We start from the raw sequence: 18609 nt of genomic DNA, 5'->3' as shown, positions 1-18609 counted from the left end.
CTATGTCGGGTGGACTTCCAGCAGCAGGCCCAGTTCGTTCATCGGGGCTTGTTCCTGTTCCAGGTCGGCTTCACTGAGCGGGTGTTGGTCCAGCCACGACGAGGGCAGGGTGAGCCGCAGGCGTTGGCTGGTGGCGGCCAATTGGATCTGCGGCAGGGATTCGGCACGGCGGGCACGGCGGAACAGCACGGCGAGGCGCAGCAGGGCCGTGATGTAGCGAGCCAGTTGACGGTAGCGTTGCGGCAGCGCCGAGAAAGTGGCGCGGTCAGGCTTGCGGCGGTGCGATTCGACAATCGCTGCAAGCAACTGCTGTTCTTGCCGCGAGAAGCCGGCCAGGTCGGCGTGACGCAGAATGTAGGCGCCGTGGTGGTGATGCTGGCTGTGCGCGATGGCCAGCCCGATCTCGTGCACTCGCGAGGCCCACGACAGCCACTCGCGCGCCTCGGCGTCGAGCTTCCAGACGCGTGCGATCTGGTCGAAGAACATCAATGCCGTGGATTCCACGCGGCGAGCCTGTGCGCGGTCGACGCCGTAGCGATTGGCCAGCGCGTCGATGCTTGCGGTGCGCGGATCGGTACCGCCGGCGCGGCCCAGCAGATCCCATAGCAGCCCTTCGCGCATCGAGCTCTGGCAGACACGCAGTCGCTCGATGCCCAGCGCCTCGAAGGCAGCTTCGAAGATGGCCACGCCGCCTGCGATGACCGGCGCACGGTCATCGGCCAGCCCAGGCAGTTTCAGGGTGCCGATGTTGCCTTGCGCCAGCAGGGCATCGCGCAGCAGGGCGAGGGATGTCGGAGTAATGCCGTCATCAGAAAACCGCATGGCCTGCACCACCGAGCCGATGGCCTTGGCGGTGCCGGATGAACCATAGGCCTCCACCCAGCCGGACTCACGATAATCTTCCGAGAACTGCTGCAGCAGCACGCCGATTTCATTGTTGGCGCGTTGCCAGCGCTTGCGATTGAGCTTGCCGCCGGGGAAGAAGCGCAGCGTCGAGGCGATGCACCCGGCCTGCACGCTTTCGGTATGCATCGGCGCGATACCTCGGCCAATGATGAACTCCGTACTGCCGCCGCCCACGTCGATCACCAGCCGGCTTTCGCGCGAGGCGGGCAGGTCATGTGAGGCGCCGAGGAAGATCAGGCGTCCTTCTTCGCGACCGGAAACGATTTCGACCGGATGGCCCAGCGCGGCTTCCGCCGCCGTGAGAAAGGTTTGCGGGGAGGCGAGCCGGCGCACCGTGTTGGTGGCCACGGCGCGTATGCGAATGGAAGGCACGCCCGCAATGCGCTGACCAAAGCGGGCCAGACAGTTGAGCGCACGTGCGCGATGCTCGGCGTCCAGCGTGCCATCCGCGCGAAGACCGGCGGCCATGCGCACGGTTTCGCGCAGACGATCGATCACGCGCGGTTCCCCGTGTTCCACCCTGGCCACCACCATGTGATAGCTGTTGGAACCCATGTCGACAGCGGCGATCAGTTCGCCGTCCTTGATCGGGGTCTGATCGCCTTGGTTCATGCGGGGCTCGTTCCGGGGCTTGGGATGCCCTGCTCTGTTCCACGTGGGTGGCATGACGTCCATAACCCCTGCAGGGTGTGGGGCGTGGCGCACCGCAGCCTGCAGGGGTTATGGACGTCACCCGAAGGGCCGGCTCTGTTTGCCCGCAGCTGCGCGCCGCGTCGTCTCGACAGGCAGCAAGCCTGCCTTCGCCAAGGCAACACACAGCTGCGGGCAAACAGAACCGGTGACACCCGCGTGGAATAGAGCAGGGCATCCCTTCGGGCGAATTCTCTCATGCGAGGCCCGGAGCGAGTAGCGTGAATTCCTGCCGAGGTGCCTAGCCCGAGGCCGGCACCAGCTTGTTCAGCAACCACTGTTGCGCGCTGTGGGGCGGTTCATCGCCCGGCTGGGCGCGCTTGTACCGCCCTTCGCTGTCGAGCAGCCAAGCCTCGGTGTTGTCGGCCAGGTAATTCGCCAGGGTTTCCTCGTACACCCGCACGGCGTAGTTCGGATCGAGGATGGGAAAGGCGACCTCAATACGGCGCTTCAGGTTGCGCTCCATCCAATCGGCGCTGCCGCAGTAGATCTCCGGCGCACCATCGTTGGCGAACCAGTAGACGCGACTGTGCTCGAGGAAGCGACCCACGATGGAGCGCACGCGAATGCGATCCGACACGCCCGGCAACCCCGGGCGCAACGTGCAGGCGCCGCGCACGATCAAGTCGATCTCCACGCCCGCCTGCGAAGCGCGATACAGCGCCTGGATCACGTGCGCTTCGTTAAGCGCGTTGAGCTTGGCGACGATGCGCGCCGGCTTGCCGGCTTCGGCATGCGCGGTTTCGCGCTCGATCTTTTCCAGCACGTTGCGATAGAGCGTGAACGGTGAATGCAGCAGGTGCTTCAGCTCAATCACCGGGCCCAGGCCCGACAGCTGCTGGAAGACCTTGTGCAGGTCTTCGCCGATGCCCGGATGGGCCGTCATCAGGCCGATGTCGGTATAGCTGCGGCTGTTGGTCTGGTGATAATTGCCGGTGGACAGGTGCACGTAACGGCGCAGCACATCATCTTCACGGCGCACGATCAGGAGCATCTTGGCGTGCGTCTTGTAGCCCACGACGCCATAGACGACCTGCACGCCAGCCTCCTGCAAGCGTGTCGCGAGGCGGATATTGGCCTCTTCATCGAAGCGTGCGCGCAGCTCGATCACTACCGTGACGTCCTTGCCGTTGCGTGCCGCCTCGACCAGCAGGTCGACCAGCGGCGTGTCCACGCCGGCGCGGTAGAGCGTCTGCTTGATGGCGAGTACGGCCGGGTCCTGCGTAGCCTGGCGCAGCAGATCCACCACGGCGGCGAACGATTCGTACGGATGATGCAGCAGCACGTCGCGCTGACGCAGTACTTCGAACTTGCAGCGACTGGCGTTGAAGGCCGATGGCAGCTGGGGTATGAAGCGCGGGAACTTCAGCTCCGGGCGGTCCAACCCGTCGAAGATCGTGCCAGCGCGGATGATGTTGACCGGTCCATCGCAGCGATAGACATCCGTTTCCTCCAGCTCGAAGTTGGCCACGAGCATGGCGACGATGGCTTTGGGGCAATCGTTGCCGATCTCCAACCTTACCGGCCGGGCGTAGCCGCGTCCCACCAGCTCTTCGCTGAGCGCGCGGGCGAGGTTTTCCACCTCGGCTTCCTCGACCATCAGCTCGCTGTTGCGGGTGACGCGGAATTGATAGGAGCCGGCCACCTTGAAGCCGGGGAACATCAGGTCGACGAAGCCTTGCAGCAGTTCAGCCAGGAAGATGTAGTGGTCGCCGCCGTCGCACACCTCGTCCGGCAGGCGGATGATGCGCGGCAGCGAGCGCGGTGCGCGCACCAGCGCCATGTGGCCTTCGCGGCCGAACGCATCGCGGCCCTTCAGCACGACGGCGATATTGAGCGTCTTGTTGAGAATGCGCGGGAACGGGTGCGCCGGATCCAGTCCCAGCGGCGACAGCACCGGCAACACCTCGTTCTCGAAGTAGCCTTGCAGCCAGCGGCGCTGGCGGGCGGTCCAGCGGTCGCGGGTGAGGAAGTGGATATTCTCGGCGGCCAGCGCCGGGCCCAGCTCGTCCTGCCAGGTCTGGTACTGGCCATCCACCAGATCCAGCACGCGCTTGCGTATGCGAGCGAGCAGCTCACCCGAAGGCAGCCCGTCCGGGCCGGGTGCTGCCGAGCCGAACATGTGGTGGTGCTTGAGCATCGCCACGCGCACCTCGAAGAACTCATCGAGGTTGTTGGCCACGATGCTCAGGAAGCGCAGACGCTCCAGCAGCGGTATGCGTGTGTCGCGCGCTTGCGCCAGCACACGGAAGTTGAACTCGAGCGCAGCCAGCTCGCGGCTGAGATAGAACTCGGGAGCGGCCCGGTCGACGACGGGCGATGGAGTGGCAGGTTTGCGACGCATCCCCCCATTCTGGACGATGCGGCGATTTGTTACATGGCGCACCGCCGCGTAGTGTGACGGCCGTTCAGCTCACCAGGGCGCAACGCCGGCCGCGCCTGGGAAATACGGTATCACTCGGGGTCGGCCGTACCCGGTGCGAGCAGGCGCTCGCTATTGAACCGGCACGAGAAAGTGGAGCCCTGGCCCGGTTCGCTCTGGATTTCCAGGCGGGCCTGATGCAGGTTCAGCACGTGCTTGACGATGGACAAGCCCAACCCGGTGCCGCCGCTCTCGCGCGAGCGACTGGACGACACACGATAAAACCGCTCGGTAAGGCGGGCGAGGTGCGAGGCCGGGATGCCGTAACCCGTATCGGTGACTGAATAGACCGCGCCGTCGGACGTGCGTCGCCAGCGAATGGTGATGCGCCCGCCGGTGGGCGTGTAGCGCACAGCGTTGCTGACCAGATTGGAAAGTGCGCTGTGCAGATCCTTCACCGAACCGAGCAGATCAACTTCGGCGGTGGATTCCACGGTGACCTGGTGGCGGCCCTGGCTGAGTGCTTCGGCTTCCTTGCGGATGGTCGCCAGCAACGGCGTCATCTGCACACGCTCATCCTGCACGTGGTCCTGCGTTTCCAGTCGCGACAAGGTGAGCAGATCTTCGACGATCTGACCCATGCGCTTGGATTGCGCGCGCATCTCGCTGAGCACCGGGGCAAGTTCCGGCACATCTTCGGGATCGATCAGCTCAAGGTAACCGTGAATCACGGTGAGCGGTGTGCGCAATTCGTGCGACACGTTGGCAACGAAGTCGCGACGAATCTGTTCCAGCCGCGTGAGATGGCTGATATCGCGCGCCAGCAGCAAACGCTGGCGGCGTCCGAACGGCAGCAGCGTTACGTTGATATGGCGATTCGGGTGACCGGGCGCCGCCACATCGTTGAGCGGTTCGCGCGCGCCTTCCTTCAACCAGCTCGCCAGCTCGGTGGTGCTGAGGCGTTCGTCGAGGTGTGCGCCGCGATCCTGCGGGCGGCGCAAGCCAAGCAGATCTTCGGCAGCGTGATTGAACCAACGTACGTGCTGCTCGTTATCGAGCAACACAACGGCATCCGGCAGGCTGCCGGCGGCACTGCGCAAGTCGCGCAAACTGGAGGCAATGCGTCGGGAACGCGTCATGAAGCGGTCATGCTGGAGGGAGAGTGCCGTAGGGCCTTGAGTCATCATGAGCTGCGCTTGATGACGGATTCGGGTCAACAACAAGACGATTTCCGCGATTGCGACCAGCGCCACGCCGGTAGCTACATGGCCTCCCGACAACCAGCCGACACCTGCGCCCACAAGCAGTCCGGCAGCCAATGCGGCCGGCAGCATCCAGGAGCGGTCGAAAAGATTTGGCATGGGCGGTTAGTAGCAAGATGCCGAGCTAGCGGTGCGCCAGCATCGGCAAAAGCCGGTGTTCCCGCAAGTCAAACGCTCGCGGAGAATCGATAGCCTGCGCCGCGCACCGTCTGCACCATGTCGTCGAGCTTCCATGGTTCGAGCGTCTTGCGCAGGCGGCGGATGTGTACATCCACCGTGCGCTCCTCCACGTACACGCTGCCGCCCCACACGTGGTCAAGCAGCTGGGCGCGCGAATAGACACGCTCCGGATGTGTCATGAAGAAGTACAGCAGGCGGTATTCGGTAGGGCCGATGGTCACCGGCTCTTCGCCGGCGAACACGCGGTGGGCCGGGCCATCGATACGCAGACCGCCCAGTTCCACCATGCCCGAACCATCGTCGCCCTGGCTGCGGCGGAGCACAGCCTTGATGCGCGCGACCAGCTCGCGGGTGGAGAAAGGCTTGATGACGTAGTCGTCGACGCCGGCTTCCAGGCCGTTGACGCGATCCATCTCCTCGCCGCGGGCGGTGAGCATGATGATCGGTACTTCCCGGCTCAGTTCTTCCTTGCGCAGGCGGCGGGCGAGGTCCAGGCCGCTGGTGCCGGGCAGCATCCAGTCCAGCAGAATCAGGTCGGGGACCTGTTCGGCAATGGCCAGTTGGGCTGCGCGCGCGTCGGCGGCGTGAATGGCGTCCATGCCGGCCTTGCGCAGGGCAAAGGCGACCATGTCGCGGATCGAAGCTTCGTCTTCGACGATCAGGATGCGCTTGTGCACGCGTTAAATCCGCTGAGGGAGGGGGTGTGACGCAATTATTGCAGCGGGGCAATGTTACGCCGCGATGACATTTCACACGGTCACAACGTGACGGTGATGTCGCCGTCTTACTACGGAAGCACTTAGCGCGCCCCTCCGGTGGTGCTGAAACAGAGCCTGCCCTGGCAGTTAGACCCGTTCTGCAGGGGCTGCTGGCTGCGCCCGTCGGGGTTGTCATCGGTTTGTATCCGGCGCTTGCGCAGTTCCATCACCAGCGGGGTGAGGTCGTTGATGCGCGCCTGAATGCGGGCCCGGGCATAGAAGTCCAGGTCGGGGCGTTGCAGCAACCGTTTGAGCTGCTCCATGGCGTCGAACGGGCGCCCGGAGAGGTAGGCTGCATCAGCAAACGCTTCGCCAGCGCGCACCGGGTCGCCTGCCTTGTCGGCGGCGCGGGCGTAGCTGCGATAGAGCTCGGGCTCGTCGTTGTTGTCCAGCATGGGCATCAGCATGGCGGCCGCCTGCCTGGCTTCGTCCTGGCTGCCGTTCTCGGTGAGCGCCTTGGCATAGCCCAGGGCGATCGCTCGGTTGCGTGGGGACTGCTGGTTCAGGTCTGAGTACATGGCCAGCGCCTCGGCACGTCGCCCGGCCTGCAGTTTGGCGTCGGCCATGGCCAGACGCAGGATGGGGCTGGCCGGGTGGGCCGTCAGCAGCGGCTGCAGCTCATCGACAGCTTTGGCGCCACGATTGCTGCGCACGAGCGCCAAGGCGTAGCCATAGCGATTGGACGGTGTATCGAAGCCGTGTTGTGTCTCCATGTTGGAGGCGTAATAGGTCGCCATCTTGCCGGCATCGCCGGAGAGCACGCGCACTCGCTCCCGCATCAGAAGATAAGTGTCCAGGCCGCCGTTATTGCCGCGGCTGGCGAGTTTGGTGGAGTCTTTGACAAAGGCAATGGGCGCGGTGCTCTTATCCCATTGGTTCTTCTCGATCGTGGATTCGCTCGGGCGCTGCTTCTGCTTGGCAATCAGCGCGCCGGCGCGCGATTTCGCGTCGCTGATGCGGTCCAGCGACACCGGGTGATCCTGCAGCAGGGAAGGCACTTCGCCTCGCTCGCCGCCTGAACCCACACGTAGCGTGTCTTCCATGCGCCCAAAGAACGCGGCCATGGCGTCGGGGTCGTAGCCGGCGTTGGCGAGGGTCTGGATGCCCGCACGGTCGGCCTCGATTTCATCCTTGCGGGTGAAGTTGATCTGGCGCTGCATCAGCAGGCCTTGGCCGCCCAGCATGATGGCGCCGGCGGCATCGCCTGCGCCAGCGCCCGCGCCCGCAGCGATGGCACCCAGCAGGATCAGCGCCATCAGCGGCGTATCTTTCCTGGAGGCCTCGAAAGCGCGCTGCAGATGGTTCTGGGTGATGTGGCCGATTTCGTGGGCGATCACACCGGCCAGCTCGCTTTCGCTGTTGGTGATGACGATCAGCCCGGAGTTCACCGCGATATAGCCGCCCGGTGCGGCAAACGCGTTGATGACGTTGTCCTTCTCAATGAAGAACGAAAAATGCTCCTTGGGCTTTTCACTACCCGCGACCAGGCGATAGCCCAGGTCGTTGATGTAGTCGTCGAGCATCGGGTCGTCCAGCACCATGTCGAGCGCACGCATCTGGCGCAGCATGGCCGCGCCGTATTCCTGTGCCTCCTGCGGGGAGATCAGTGCATTGGCCGAGCTGCCGAGGTCAGGCAGGCGCACGTCGTGATCCTGTGCCGGCGCTGGCGCACTGACGGTGAGACCGGCAAAAAGCAGGGCCGTCATCAGATGGGAGAGCGGGAACCGGCTCATGGGCTTCCTGCCCTTGATAGGTGCTTCAACATGCGTTTTGCGGTCCGTTGACTACCCGTTCGCCGAAGGTCCGGCGAGGGGGTGAGGTGAGATCCTGAGGCCATGGAGATGGGGCGTGGTGCCATGCGCATATGTCGGCGACAATATCATTAGTGACCGCCACTTATGGCGTCAGTTCAGTGTTCTCCGCTTGTTTCCCATGGGCTCGCCCCAAACTAGCGACTCGCCGTACTTTTTTTCGGTTCCGGAGTGTGTTGTGCCCAAGATCGAGGTCTATTCCACCGCAGTGTGTCCTTACTGCGTTTCCGCCAAGAATCTGCTCAAGTCCAAGGGGCTGGAGTGGAGTGAGGTGCGCATCGATACCGATCCTGTCCAGCGTGAAACGATGCTGGCGCGCAGCGGTGGACGACGCACCGTGCCGCAGATTTTTATCAACGGCCATCACGTCGGTGGTTTCGACGACCTCGTTGCTGCCGACCGCAGCGGCAAGCTTGCAGAACTGCTGGAGGCCAACGCGTGAGCAAGCCCATCGACGATCAGCCGGGCAAGGACCGCGTGGCGGAGTTCACTGCATTCCGCCAGCGCATGAACGAGCGCATCCTGGCCGAAGACAACCAGGTGGTTCGGCGCTTTTTTGCGCTGGACACCCAGACCTACAAGCCCGGCGCACTGGACGTGAAGACCAAGGAGCTGCTGGGCCTGGTCGCCTCTATGGTGCTGCGCTGCGATGACTGCATCAGCTATCACGTGGCCCAGTGCAAGGAAGCCGGCGTCACGCGCGAAGAATTTTTCGAAACCTTCAGCGTGGGTCTGGTGGTGGGCGGTTCCATCGTGATTCCGCATCTGCGCCGGGCGGTGGATTTCCTCGATCAGCTGGAATCCGGCGAGGCGGGCGAGTCCGCCCAGGACTGCGCCAGCCACAGCTGACCCCCGACGGGCGGCGCCTACTCCTTGGCGCCGCCTTGACGCGTGCGAGTTTATTCAATGCTGCATGCGAGGATTTGCAACTGCGGCAGGGCCATTCGCTCTGGCCGCTTGGTGGCTCATCGGAGATAATTGACGGGATTTATAACCCTGTCGTCCCCCGCCACAGGGTTGCTCGATTCTTATCTCAAGGAGTGTCCCCATGAGCAAGACCATTGCCGTGATTCCGGGCGACGGTATCGGCCCCGAGATCATGAACGCCACGCTGCGCGTGCTCGACGCCCTGGACTGCGGTTTGTCCTATGAGTTCGTCGATGCCGGCATGGTTGCGCTGGAAAAGAGCGGCGACCTGCTGCCGCAGCCGACGCTCGACGCCATCGCCAAGCACAAGGTGGCCCTGAAGGGCCCGCTGACCACCCCGGTGGGCGGCGGCTTCACCTCCATCAACGTCACGCTGCGTCGTCACTTTGACCTGTACGCCAACGTGCGTCCGGCCATCAGCTTCCCGGGCACCAAGGCGCGCTTCGAGAACATCGACATCATCACGGTGCGTGAAAACACCGAAGGTGCGTACCTGTCCGAAGGTCAGTCGATTTCGGAAGACGGCGAAACCGCCATCTCCATGGTGCGCAACACCCGCAAGGGCTCCAGCCGCATCGTGCGCTACGCCTTCGAGCTGGCCGTGAAAAAGGGCCGCAAGAAGGTGACGGCCGTGCACAAGGCCAACATCATCAAGACCGCTTCGGGCCTGTTCCTCAACGTGGCGCGCGAAATCGCCAAGGAATACCCGCAGATCGAGTTCAACGAGATGATCGTTGACAACGCCTGCATGCAGCTGGTGATGAAACCGGAGCAGTTCGACGTCATCGTCACCACCAACCTGTTCGGCGACATTCTGTCCGACCTGTGCGCCGGCCTGGTGGGCGGTCTGGGTCTGGCCCCGGGCGACAACATCGGTACCGAGGCAGCCATCTTCGAAGCCGTACACGGTTCCGCGCCGGATATCGCCGGCAAGGGCATCGCCAACCCGTGCGCGCTGCTGCTCGCCGCTGCCGACATGCTCGACCATCTCGGCATGGTGGAGAAGGGCGACAAGGTGCGTCAGGCCATCCGCGACGTGATGACCAACGACCGCGACAGCGTTACGCCGGACATCGGCGGCAAGGGCAGCACTTCGACCTTTGGCGACGCCATCGTCAAGCGCGTTCGCGCAGCCTGATCTTCTGTGCTTCCGAAAAAAGCCCCTCCATGCGAGGGGCTTTTTTTTGCGCCTTTCTTCGCGCGTTAACGGCCAATAAGCGCAGATTTATGCGTTTGTTTTCGCCAAGATCGTGCTGCCGGTGTCGCCGTAAAATTGAGCCCCGGGCAGTGGATTCGTTGCGACATGTCTGGCTTGCCGGCTCTGTGGCTCTTGGCGTTGCACTGGATGGCCTTGCATCTCATCCATCCCGCCTTGCTGACTCTGCATCTCACCTGGCTCGCCAGCCAAACATCGGATATCGCCCAGTATTTCGCACTCACGACCGTGCAGGTGGCAGTGATTGCTTTCGTATTGCGTCCCATGGAAAACGTATGGCCGGTGGAACGGTGGGATCAGCGGCGCACTACAGCCATTGATTGCCGGTACACGCTGATCAAGTTGTTTCTGGTGCTACCCGCATTCACCTATCTGGTGCTCTTTCCATTGAATCAATGGATGGGCGGTGACAGCAACGGTGACGGAGCGGGCCTGGTCAGGATCCAGCAAGGCGTGCCCTGGCTGGCGCATCACCCCGTAGTGTCATTCCTGGTTTATTACGCCATCTACGACTTCGTTTATTACGTGGTGCATCGGTTGCAGCACCGCATTCCGTGGTGGTGGGCTTTGCACAGCCTGCATCACAGCCAGCGACAACTGAATTGCTGGTCGAACGATCGAGATCACTACCTGGACGACATGCTGGAAGCGTTGATCGTGGCCGGCGTTGGGGTGGTCATCGGCGTGGCCCCGACGGAATACGCACTGCTGATTCTGTCTGGCGAGCTGCTGCAGAACCTGGGGCATGCCAATATCCGTATGCGCTTCGGGCCGGTGTTGAACAAAGTGTTGGTGGAGCCGGGTTACCACCGGTTGCACCACATGCGCGTGGATCCGGATCGTCCGACGCTGCACGACTGCAACTACGCTTTTATCTTTCCCATCTGGGACATCTTGTTTGGCACAGCGCTCTACGGCGAGGCGGCTCGCCCCACGGGCGTTGGTGACCCGATGGTGGATGCCGACAATCGCTATGGCATCGTGGATCAGCAGCTGACGGTGATGCGTCGCTGGTGGGGTGCGATCCGCTGCCGTGCTGGCTGGATATCCGGTGACGTGGCTTTCGATGAGAGTTATCGGCCGGTGTCGACGCGGTCCATCGATTTGCATGCGTTCGTAAAGCACGGGCGGCCGTTGAAGGCTGCCCGGACCGAGCAGGGTTCGGTATCCGCTCCTACCTGATGCTGGAAATCAGGCTGTCTGTTTCGCTGCCGGCTTGTAGCTACCCCCGGGCGTATGGAATCCGGCATTGATGCGGTTCCAGGTGTTGATAAGGCCAATAACCATCGTGAGATTCAGCAGCTCTTCCTCGCTGAAGGAGCCTATTGCGCGCTGATAAACGTCATCAGGCACGCCGGTGGCACCGAGATGCGTGATGGCTTCAGCCCAGGCGAAAGCCGCGCTCTCGCGTTCGCTGTAGATCGAGGACGCCTCGCGCCAGCCGGGGAGCATATACAAGCGCTGTTCGGTTTCACCGGCAGCGCGCGCGTCCTTGCTGTGCATGTCGAGACAAAAGGCGCAGCCATTGATCTGCGACACGCGCATCAGCACAAGTTCGACCAGCGGGCGTTCCAATCCGGACTGGTGCACGGCCACGCCGAAGTCGAGCAGCGGCTTGAGGGCCTGGGGGTACTTCATGATCGAGAGACGCTTGGACATGACGGGTTCCTTGGTAAGGCGGCCACTATGGCCGTTCAAGACAAGGACGTGCCGGCTTGTGGATTCGTGACAGCTTCCAGCCGCGCCAGTTTTTCCGGATTGCGCAGCGAATGGATGCTGGTGATGTGCTCGCCGTCGGTTTCGATCCATGCCACCGTCGCCAGCCTGGCATTCACCCAGGTAAGCAGCGCAGGTGCGCCATTGACCCACTGCAGGCGGTGCACGATGGGCAGATGGCGATACCGTTGGGCGATGATGGCGTACAGGCGCACGATACGGTCGTTGCCGTACAGCGGTCTCAATGTGGCAGTGACCTTGCCCCCACCGTCGGCGAGATGGACAGCGTCCTCGGCAAACAGCGCGTGCAGCGATTCGACGCTGGCGCTCTCCAGTGCATCGCGGAACTTCTCCAGCAATCGGCGCTGCGCGTCTGGTGAATGCGTGAAGCGCGGGCGTCCCTCGCGCAAGCGCTGCCTGGCCCGGTGCAAGCGTTGCCGACACGCATCCTCGGCAATCTGCAGCATGGCGGCGGTTTCCGCGTGGCTGTAGTCAAACACCTGGACCAGCAGGAACGCCGCGCGCTCTTCGGGGCTCAGGCGCTCAAGCAGCGCAAGAAACGAAAGGCTGAGGCTTTCGACGCGCTCCAGCTCGGCCTCGGGCTGCTCGGTCTCCTCCACCAGTGGCTCGGGCAGCCACGGGCCTGTGTAGTGCTGGCGCTCCGTCTTGGCGCGGCGCAGGCGGTCGAGCGACAGGCGTGTGGTGACGGTGACCAGCCAGGCTTCGGCATCGTCCAGCGTGCTGGCGTCCTGCTGGTGCCAGCGCAGCCAGGCGTCGTGCAACACATCCTCGGCATCCGCCTGGGTGCCGAGCATGCGATAGGCCAGGCCGAGCAGGCGGGGACGGTGTTGCTGGAAGGTGGCGGTGGCGCTGTCCATGACGATCTCCAGAGGGGCGATACCTCAAGGACGCGCGAACGTCTCTCTTCGTGACAGCTCAGCGGAAGAACGGCCAGGGTGCCAGGAAAATGATCCAGATGAGCACCAGCATGCCCAGGTATTTCACTGTGCGGAACAGCTTGGGGTGCTTCTTCTTGAACGCCCGGTTGCGTTCGCGGCTACGCTGGTTGAGCGCAAACACGCGGTTGACGAACCCGGTCTTTTCTTCCGGCGATTCGGTGTTGGGCGATGCCGTAATCTTGCCCATGAAGGCACCGACGCGATGGTTGATCGCGTTCATGAAACGCGTGCGAAGCGGGCGCTCCACGTCTGCAAACAGAATCACGCGGGTCTGATCAGTGCGGTTTTCTGCCCAGTGCACGTAAGTCTCGTCAAACACTACGTCCTTGCCATCACCCCAGCTGTGCACCTCGCCATCAACGAAGATGCGGCAGTCTTCCGAGTTGGGCGTGATCAGGCCAAGGTGATAGCGCAGCGAGCCGGCAAAGGGGTCGCGATGCGGGTTGAGTTTGCTGCCTGGCGGCAGCAGGGCAAACATCGCGGCCTTCACAGTCGGAATGGAGTTGAGCAGCTGCACGGTCTTCGGGCACAGCGCCTCGGCGGAGGCGAGCGGTTCGCCGTACCACTTCAGATAGAAGCGTTTCCAGCCCTGCTTGAAGAAGCTGTTGAAGCTGGCGTCGTTATTCTTTTCTGCTGCGCGGATATAACCCTCGTCGAACAGGTGCAATGCCTCTTCGCGAATGGCCTGCCAGTTGGCCTGCAGCAGATCCAACTGCGGAAAGCCACGGCGATCGAGAATGGGCGTGGCCGGTACGGCGGAAAACGCGTACATCAGCAGGTTGTAGGGTGCGAACACCGCCGAGTGATCCACCAGCTGGCGGTCGAAGCGCAGCTTGGTGCGCCCGCGCAGGTGCACCAGCAGCACGCACAGCACGAACAGCGACAGCACGATCAGCAACACGAGGCGCGGAGCAAGAATCATGGGGATAACGCGGCCGATGGACAGAAGCTACCATTCTACTCCCTGACCGCTCCGGCCCATCCGGGTGATTCAGGCAATGTGCGGAATCGCCGCATCAATGGCCGAGGACGTGAACCTCACCGCCTCCGGGGCGGTAGCTGCGGTCCAAAGCACGCTGAACGTAAGCCACAGCGCGGCGCACGGCCGAGCGGGGTGCGTGTCCCTTGGCCAGCTCCGCCGCAATCGCCGAAGCTAGCGTGCAGCCGGTGCCATGCCCCTCAATGGGCAGACGGCGATGGCGTACTTCCATGACACCGCGCTCGTCATAAAAGCGATCGACCACTTCGCGTTCGGTGGAGTGCCCGCCTTTGAGCAACACGGCGCGAGCGCCCAGGTCAAGCAGCGCCGCGCCAGCGCTGTCGAAATCCTTGGACTTGCGCAGTTTGCGGCCCAACAGGGCCTCGGCTTCGGGCAGGTTTGGTGTCAGTAGGTCGGCTAGTGGAATCAGTTCTTCCACCATGGCTTGCACGGCATCCTCGTCCAGCAGGCGAGCGCCGCTGGTGGAAATCATCACCGGATCGACTACCAGCCAGGCGGGTTTGCGCGTGCGCATTTCTTTCGCCACGAGTTTCGTGACGGCTGCGCTGCCCAGCATGCCGGTCTTCACTGCACCGATCGGGAAGTCATCGAAGACGGCCTCGAGCTGGCTGCGAATGTGGGCGAGCGGAACGGTGTGTACTGCCGTGACGCCTCGCGTGTTCTGCGACGTGATGGCTGCGATGACGGATAGCCCGTGCACGCCGCGCGCATGGAAGGTTTTCAGGTCGGCCTGGATGCCCGCACCACCGCCGGAATCGGAGCCGGCGATGGTGAGGGCGATGGGTGGTGCGATAAGTGACATGCGCGGAGCTTACAGCGCCTCCGACGCAAAGTCCGCCAAGCGTGAGCGTTCACCGCGACGCAAGGTGATGTGCGCCGAGTGGTCCCAGTGTTTGAAGCGATCCACCGCGTAGGTGAGACCTGAGGTGGTTTCGGTGAGGTAGGGTGTGTCGATCTGTTCCACGTTGCCCAGGCACACGATCTTGGTGCCTGGACCGGCGCGGGTGATCAGGGTTTTCATCTGCTTTGGCGTGAGGTTCTGCGCCTCGTCGATGATCAGGTAGCGTGACAGGAATGTGCGGCCGCGCATGAAGTTGAGCGAGCGGATCTTGATGCGCGACGCGAGCAGATCATTGGTGGCCTGGCGTCCCCAGCTGCCGCCTTCCTCGGGATTGGCGAGCACTTCGAGGTTGTCGGTGAGTGCGCCCATCCAGGGCGTCATCTTTTCCTCTTCGGTGCCGGGCAGGAAGCCGATGTCTTCGCCCACCGACACGGTGGCGCGGGTCATGATGATTTCACGGTAACGCTGCTGGTCCATCACTTGTGCCAGGCCTGCCGCGAGTGCCAACAGCGTTTTGCCAGTGCCTGCGGTGCCGAGCAGGGTGACGAAATCCACGTCGGGATCCATCAGCACATTGAGCGCGAAGTTCTGCTCGCGATTGCGCGCGGCGATACCCCAGACACTGTGGTTGGTGTGGCTGTGGTCGTCCAGCAGCACCATCGTGGCCTTGGTGTCGTCCACGTGCAGTACGCGCAGCTCCACGCTGTTGTCACCGGGCAGGAACAGGCACTGGTTGGGGTACCAGTCCTCGTCGTTGTGGCGATCGAGTTTGTAGAAGGTGCGGCCACGCTCGTTCCACGACTGCACTTCCGGGTGGCGATCCCAGAAATCTTCCGTCAGTTCAGTGGAGCCGGTGTACAGCAGGGCGAAGTCGTCGAGCGCGCGGTCGTTCTCGTAATCCTCCGCATGGATGCCGTAGATCTTGGCCTTGATACGCAGGTTGATGTCTTTGCTGACCAACACCACCGCACGGTCGGGGTTCTGATCGCGCAACTCGATCACTGCCGACAGAATCAGGTTGTCTGCCTTGCCGTGGCCGTTGGTGGTGCGCTGCTGGAAGTACAGCCGGCCCACCCCGGCGCCGCGCTTGAGATTGACGCCTTGAGGGTTGGCCAGCTCCAGCCCGTTACTGATGCCGTGGCCGTTGCCGCGTTCGATCAGTTCGTTGAGGAAGCGGCTGACCTGTCGACCATTGCGTGAAACTTCCGAGGCACCTTTCTTCTTTTCGTCCAACTCCTCCAGCACCGTCATGGGGATGAAGACATCGTGCTCTTCGAAGCGGAACAGCGACGTCGGGTCGTGCAACAGCACATTGGTGTCGAGAGCGTAGATGCGCTTGCTTCCGGTCATACGGAAGAGACCTCTTGAGCGTGCGAGGTGGAAGATCCGCGGCGTGCGGCACGCCGCGGGTAGCCGGCCAACACGGCCGGTTTTCGGTGCGCCGTCGGCATCATCCGCCACGAAGGGCGGGCGACAACAAGGCGGCGTAGGCGGTCAGGGTTCACTTGGCGGGGATGGCGTCGAGCACGGCCTGGGCGTGTCCGGTCACTTTTACGTTGCGCCATTCCTGGGCCAGCCTGCCTTCGGGATCGATCAGGAAGGTACTTCGTACGACACCCATGTGACGTTTTCCATACAGCACCTTCTCGTGGATCACGTCGAAGGCCTGGCACCAGGTTTCGTCGGGGTCCGATACCAACGGAAACGCCAGTTCCTGCTTGGTGGCGAAATTGGCGTGGGATTTCACCGAGTCGCGCGAGACGCCGATGATTTCCGCGTGGCGCTTCTGGAATTTTGCGTGGAGATCGCGGAAATCCTTGGCCTCGTTGGTGCAGCCGGGCGTGCTGTCCTTCGGGTAGAAGTACACCACTACCCACTGGCCCTTGAGGCTGTCGAGCTTCAGTTCACTGCCATCGCCGGTGAGGCCTTTGAGCTTGGGGACTTTCTTGCCAACTTCGGGCATGGGTTCTCCTGCGAAGCCGTTCCCGGCTTCGACTGCATGTCGTGAATCTGGGGGAGTAGGGCAGCGGAGGAGGGCGTAAGGGCGGTCGGTGTGCGCCCTGCGATCGGTGCGATTCGACCCGCCTGCTGCATGCATGCCTCTCCGGTGCTGCCCACGGGAATAGAGACTAGCGCTTGCGGCGGCGAATGACAGCCCTTGCGGGAGGTCGCCGCTGAGAGCATGCTCAAAAGCCCGGCAGGCAGGCGGGAAATTCAGCTTTTTGCCGCATCGAAGCGTGCAGCTTCAGAACTTCACCGGATCCATGATGGCGTCTAGATTGAGGCCGTCGCAGAACTCGAGGAAATCATCGCGCAGCGCGGCAATGTGGGTCGCTGCGGGAATGCCGACGGTGATCTGCGCCTGGAACATGTCCGCACCGGTCTGCATGGCCTGGTAGCGTAGCGAGCTCAGCTGCTCGATCACGATGTCGCGGCGATCGAAGAAGTCGATGATTTTGACCAGAATGCCCGGCCGGTCGGCCGAGATCACTTCGATCAGGTATGGCAGCAGGTGCGAGTGATGCTCGCGTGGGCCAGTGCGGTAATGGACCAGTCGCAGCTCTTCGTCGCGTGCCAGTTTGGTTAGTGCTGTTTCCAGCTTGGCCACGGCGTCCCATGTGCCGGTCGCGAGCAAGGTCAGCGAGGTGTCCGATCCCATGGTCGCCACGCGGGCATCGGCCAGGTTGCAGCCCGCTTCGGCAATCCGCTTGGCCAGAGTCAGCAGCGGCGTGCGCGGGGAAGGGGTCAGCGTCTGGATCAGCAGCTGGTTGTCACTGCTGGTGCGCGCGGAAGAACGATTCAATGAGATCCACCTGTGGCGGCCCCCGCGGATGCGGGGTGAAGGCTGCTCTTTCGAGCTTACTTGCCGTCGCAGCGGCGCTGCAAGTAAAGGCCCCGAAGGAGTTTTCTTGCGATGAAGGCAGGCGTGGGTGGTTTGTCGGCGCGTCTCATCGGCGGCTGTTTCCCCAATGGACCAACGGTCCGCGGGAGGGTTGCCAGAGCAACCAAGGCCCCGTATTGGCTGAACGGGGTTTTCCAGTAACATGCAGGGCTTGGCTTTTTTGACCGGAGTGGGTCTTGGACATTCGTGGAAGCATCTGTGCGCTGGTCACGCCGTTTACGGCGGACGGAGCACTTGATCTGGTGTCCTTCGGGAAGTTGCTTGATTACCAGATCGAGGGCGGCACGGAAGCGGTGGTCGTTGCCGGTTCCACCGGTGAAGCCCACATGCTGGAACACGATGAATACGACCGCCTGCTGGCTTTCGCGGTAGAACGCGTGGCTGGCCGCATTCCAGTGATTGCCGGCACGGGCGAGGCAGGCACCGCCAAAACAGTGACGTTGACTCGTCGCGCCAAGGCGCTGGGCGCTGACGCGGCGCTGGTGGTAGCCCCGTATTACGTGCGCCCCACCCAGGAGGGCCTGCGTCGTCATTTCCTGGAAGTGGCCGAGCAGGGCGGTTTGCCGGTGCTGCTGTACAACGTGCCCACCCGTACCGCTTGCGACCTGCTGCCGGAAACGGTGGCGGCGCTGCGCGATCACGCTGCCATTATCGGCATCAAGGAAGCGGTGAGCACCGATGAGCGCATTCGCGCCATGGCGGAACTTGCGCGCCCGGATTTCGTCTATCTGACCGGCGACGATGGCACTGCCTGCAAAGCCATGCTGACTGGGGCCGCCGGAACCATTTCAGTGGTAGCCAATCTGGTACCTCGTGCGTTTCGTATGTTGTGCGAAGCGGCCACCGCAGGTGACCGGCTCGAAGCGCAACGTTGCGACGCGGCGCTGGCACCGCTGGTGGAGGCGCTCAACTGCGCGCCAAACCCGATTGCGGTGAAGGCGGGTTTGCCATCGCTGGGTCTTGGGCTGGCCGCGCCGCGCCTGCCTTTGGTTGAGCTGGAAGACGGTCCCGCCCGCGCACAGCTTCGCGAAGCGCTGGCAGGTCTGGCATCCTTGTCGAATGCGGCCTGACGTTTTGGG

At 63.1% G+C, this 18609-nt stretch carries 17 protein-coding genes; 5 read left to right on the top strand and 12 right to left on the bottom strand.

Going from position 1 to position 18609, the window contains the following annotated elements; translation table 11 throughout:
• The 5 genes from AC0GUR_RS06305 to AC0GUR_RS06285 all read right to left on the bottom strand — a co-directional run bounded on the left by AC0GUR_RS06305 (window position 1) and on the right by AC0GUR_RS06285 (window position 7891).
• A complete protein-coding gene (locus AC0GUR_RS06305) occupies window positions 1-1518 on the bottom strand; it encodes a Ppx/GppA phosphatase family protein (RefSeq protein ID WP_472876612.1) in 1518 nt (505 codons plus the stop codon).
• 319 nt (window positions 1519-1837) lie between these two features.
• Window positions 1838-3940 (bottom strand): polyphosphate kinase 1, encoded by a 2103-nt coding sequence (gene ppk1 / locus AC0GUR_RS06300; RefSeq protein WP_472876611.1) that lies wholly within the window; start codon window positions 3938-3940, stop codon window positions 1838-1840.
• Window positions 3941-4050: 110 nt separating this feature from the next.
• On the bottom strand, window positions 4051-5319 hold the full coding sequence (gene phoR, locus AC0GUR_RS06295; RefSeq protein WP_472876610.1) for a phosphate regulon sensor histidine kinase PhoR: 1269 nt from the start codon (window positions 5317-5319) through the stop codon (window positions 4051-4053).
• Window positions 5320-5387: 68 nt separating this feature from the next.
• A complete protein-coding gene (gene phoB / locus AC0GUR_RS06290; protein ID WP_114823539.1) occupies window positions 5388-6077 on the bottom strand; it encodes a phosphate regulon transcriptional regulator PhoB in 690 nt (229 codons plus the stop codon).
• 122 nt (window positions 6078-6199) lie between these two features.
• Window positions 6200-7891 carry a M48 family metalloprotease gene (locus tag AC0GUR_RS06285; RefSeq protein ID WP_472876609.1) on the bottom strand — a complete coding sequence of 564 codons (1692 nt, stop codon included), beginning with the start codon at window positions 7889-7891 and terminating at the stop codon, window positions 6200-6202.
• A gap of 256 nt (window positions 7892-8147) precedes the next feature.
• On the opposite strand from AC0GUR_RS06285, the gene grxC reads away from it, so the two are divergent.
• The 4 genes from grxC to AC0GUR_RS06265 all read left to right on the top strand — a co-directional run bounded on the left by grxC (window position 8148) and on the right by AC0GUR_RS06265 (window position 11294).
• The gene (gene grxC / locus AC0GUR_RS06280; protein ID WP_472876608.1) at window positions 8148-8411 is read left to right on the top strand and encodes a glutaredoxin 3; all 264 of its coding nucleotides are present in this window, start codon (window positions 8148-8150) and stop codon (window positions 8409-8411) included.
• Between the two features lie 65 nt (window positions 8412-8476).
• Window positions 8477-8818, top strand: coding sequence for a carboxymuconolactone decarboxylase family protein (locus AC0GUR_RS06275; protein ID WP_472876869.1), 342 nt, complete (start codon window positions 8477-8479; stop codon window positions 8816-8818).
• Between the two features lie 199 nt (window positions 8819-9017).
• Window positions 9018-10034 carry an isocitrate dehydrogenase gene (locus AC0GUR_RS06270; RefSeq protein WP_472876607.1) on the top strand — a complete coding sequence of 339 codons (1017 nt, stop codon included), beginning with the start codon at window positions 9018-9020 and terminating at the stop codon, window positions 10032-10034.
• Window positions 10035-10199: 165 nt separating this feature from the next.
• On the top strand, window positions 10200-11294 hold the full coding sequence (locus AC0GUR_RS06265; protein ID WP_472876606.1) for a sterol desaturase family protein: 1095 nt from the start codon (window positions 10200-10202) through the stop codon (window positions 11292-11294).
• A gap of 9 nt (window positions 11295-11303) precedes the next feature.
• Here AC0GUR_RS06265 and AC0GUR_RS06260 read toward each other — a convergent pair whose 3' ends face one another.
• The 7 genes from AC0GUR_RS06260 to AC0GUR_RS06230 all read right to left on the bottom strand — a co-directional run bounded on the left by AC0GUR_RS06260 (window position 11304) and on the right by AC0GUR_RS06230 (window position 17437).
• A complete protein-coding gene (locus tag AC0GUR_RS06260) occupies window positions 11304-11771 on the bottom strand; it encodes a carboxymuconolactone decarboxylase family protein (RefSeq protein ID WP_472876605.1) in 468 nt (155 codons plus the stop codon).
• Between the two features lie 35 nt (window positions 11772-11806).
• The gene (gene sigJ, locus AC0GUR_RS06255) at window positions 11807-12706 is read right to left on the bottom strand and encodes an RNA polymerase sigma factor SigJ (protein WP_472876604.1); all 900 of its coding nucleotides are present in this window, start codon (window positions 12704-12706) and stop codon (window positions 11807-11809) included.
• A 58-nt stretch (window positions 12707-12764) separates the two neighbouring features.
• Entirely contained in the window at window positions 12765-13709 is a 945-nt protein-coding gene (locus tag AC0GUR_RS06250) for an aspartyl/asparaginyl beta-hydroxylase domain-containing protein (RefSeq protein ID WP_472876603.1), read from the bottom strand.
• 94 nt (window positions 13710-13803) lie between these two features.
• On the bottom strand, window positions 13804-14589 hold the full coding sequence (gene thiD / locus AC0GUR_RS06245; protein WP_472876602.1) for a bifunctional hydroxymethylpyrimidine kinase/phosphomethylpyrimidine kinase: 786 nt from the start codon (window positions 14587-14589) through the stop codon (window positions 13804-13806).
• A 9-nt stretch (window positions 14590-14598) separates the two neighbouring features.
• Window positions 14599-15978 (bottom strand): PhoH family protein, encoded by a 1380-nt coding sequence (locus AC0GUR_RS06240; RefSeq protein ID WP_472876601.1) that lies wholly within the window; start codon window positions 15976-15978, stop codon window positions 14599-14601.
• Window positions 15979-16129: 151 nt separating this feature from the next.
• The gene (locus tag AC0GUR_RS06235; protein ID WP_472876600.1) at window positions 16130-16591 is read right to left on the bottom strand and encodes a peroxiredoxin; all 462 of its coding nucleotides are present in this window, start codon (window positions 16589-16591) and stop codon (window positions 16130-16132) included.
• Between the two features lie 282 nt (window positions 16592-16873).
• Window positions 16874-17437, bottom strand: coding sequence for a glycine cleavage system transcriptional repressor (locus AC0GUR_RS06230; RefSeq protein WP_472876868.1), 564 nt, complete (start codon window positions 17435-17437; stop codon window positions 16874-16876).
• Window positions 17438-17706: 269 nt separating this feature from the next.
• Between AC0GUR_RS06230 and dapA the strand changes: the two genes are divergently transcribed.
• On the top strand, window positions 17707-18600 hold the full coding sequence (gene dapA, locus AC0GUR_RS06225) for a 4-hydroxy-tetrahydrodipicolinate synthase (protein ID WP_472876599.1): 894 nt from the start codon (window positions 17707-17709) through the stop codon (window positions 18598-18600).
• Window positions 18601-18609: the final 9 nt, after the last annotated feature.

The sequence above is a fragment of the Dyella sp. PARNA 12/25 genome, assembly GCF_055702865.1.
The sequence above is the reverse complement of the archived record's forward strand: the minus strand, read 5'-3'. Positions and strand labels throughout refer to the sequence as shown.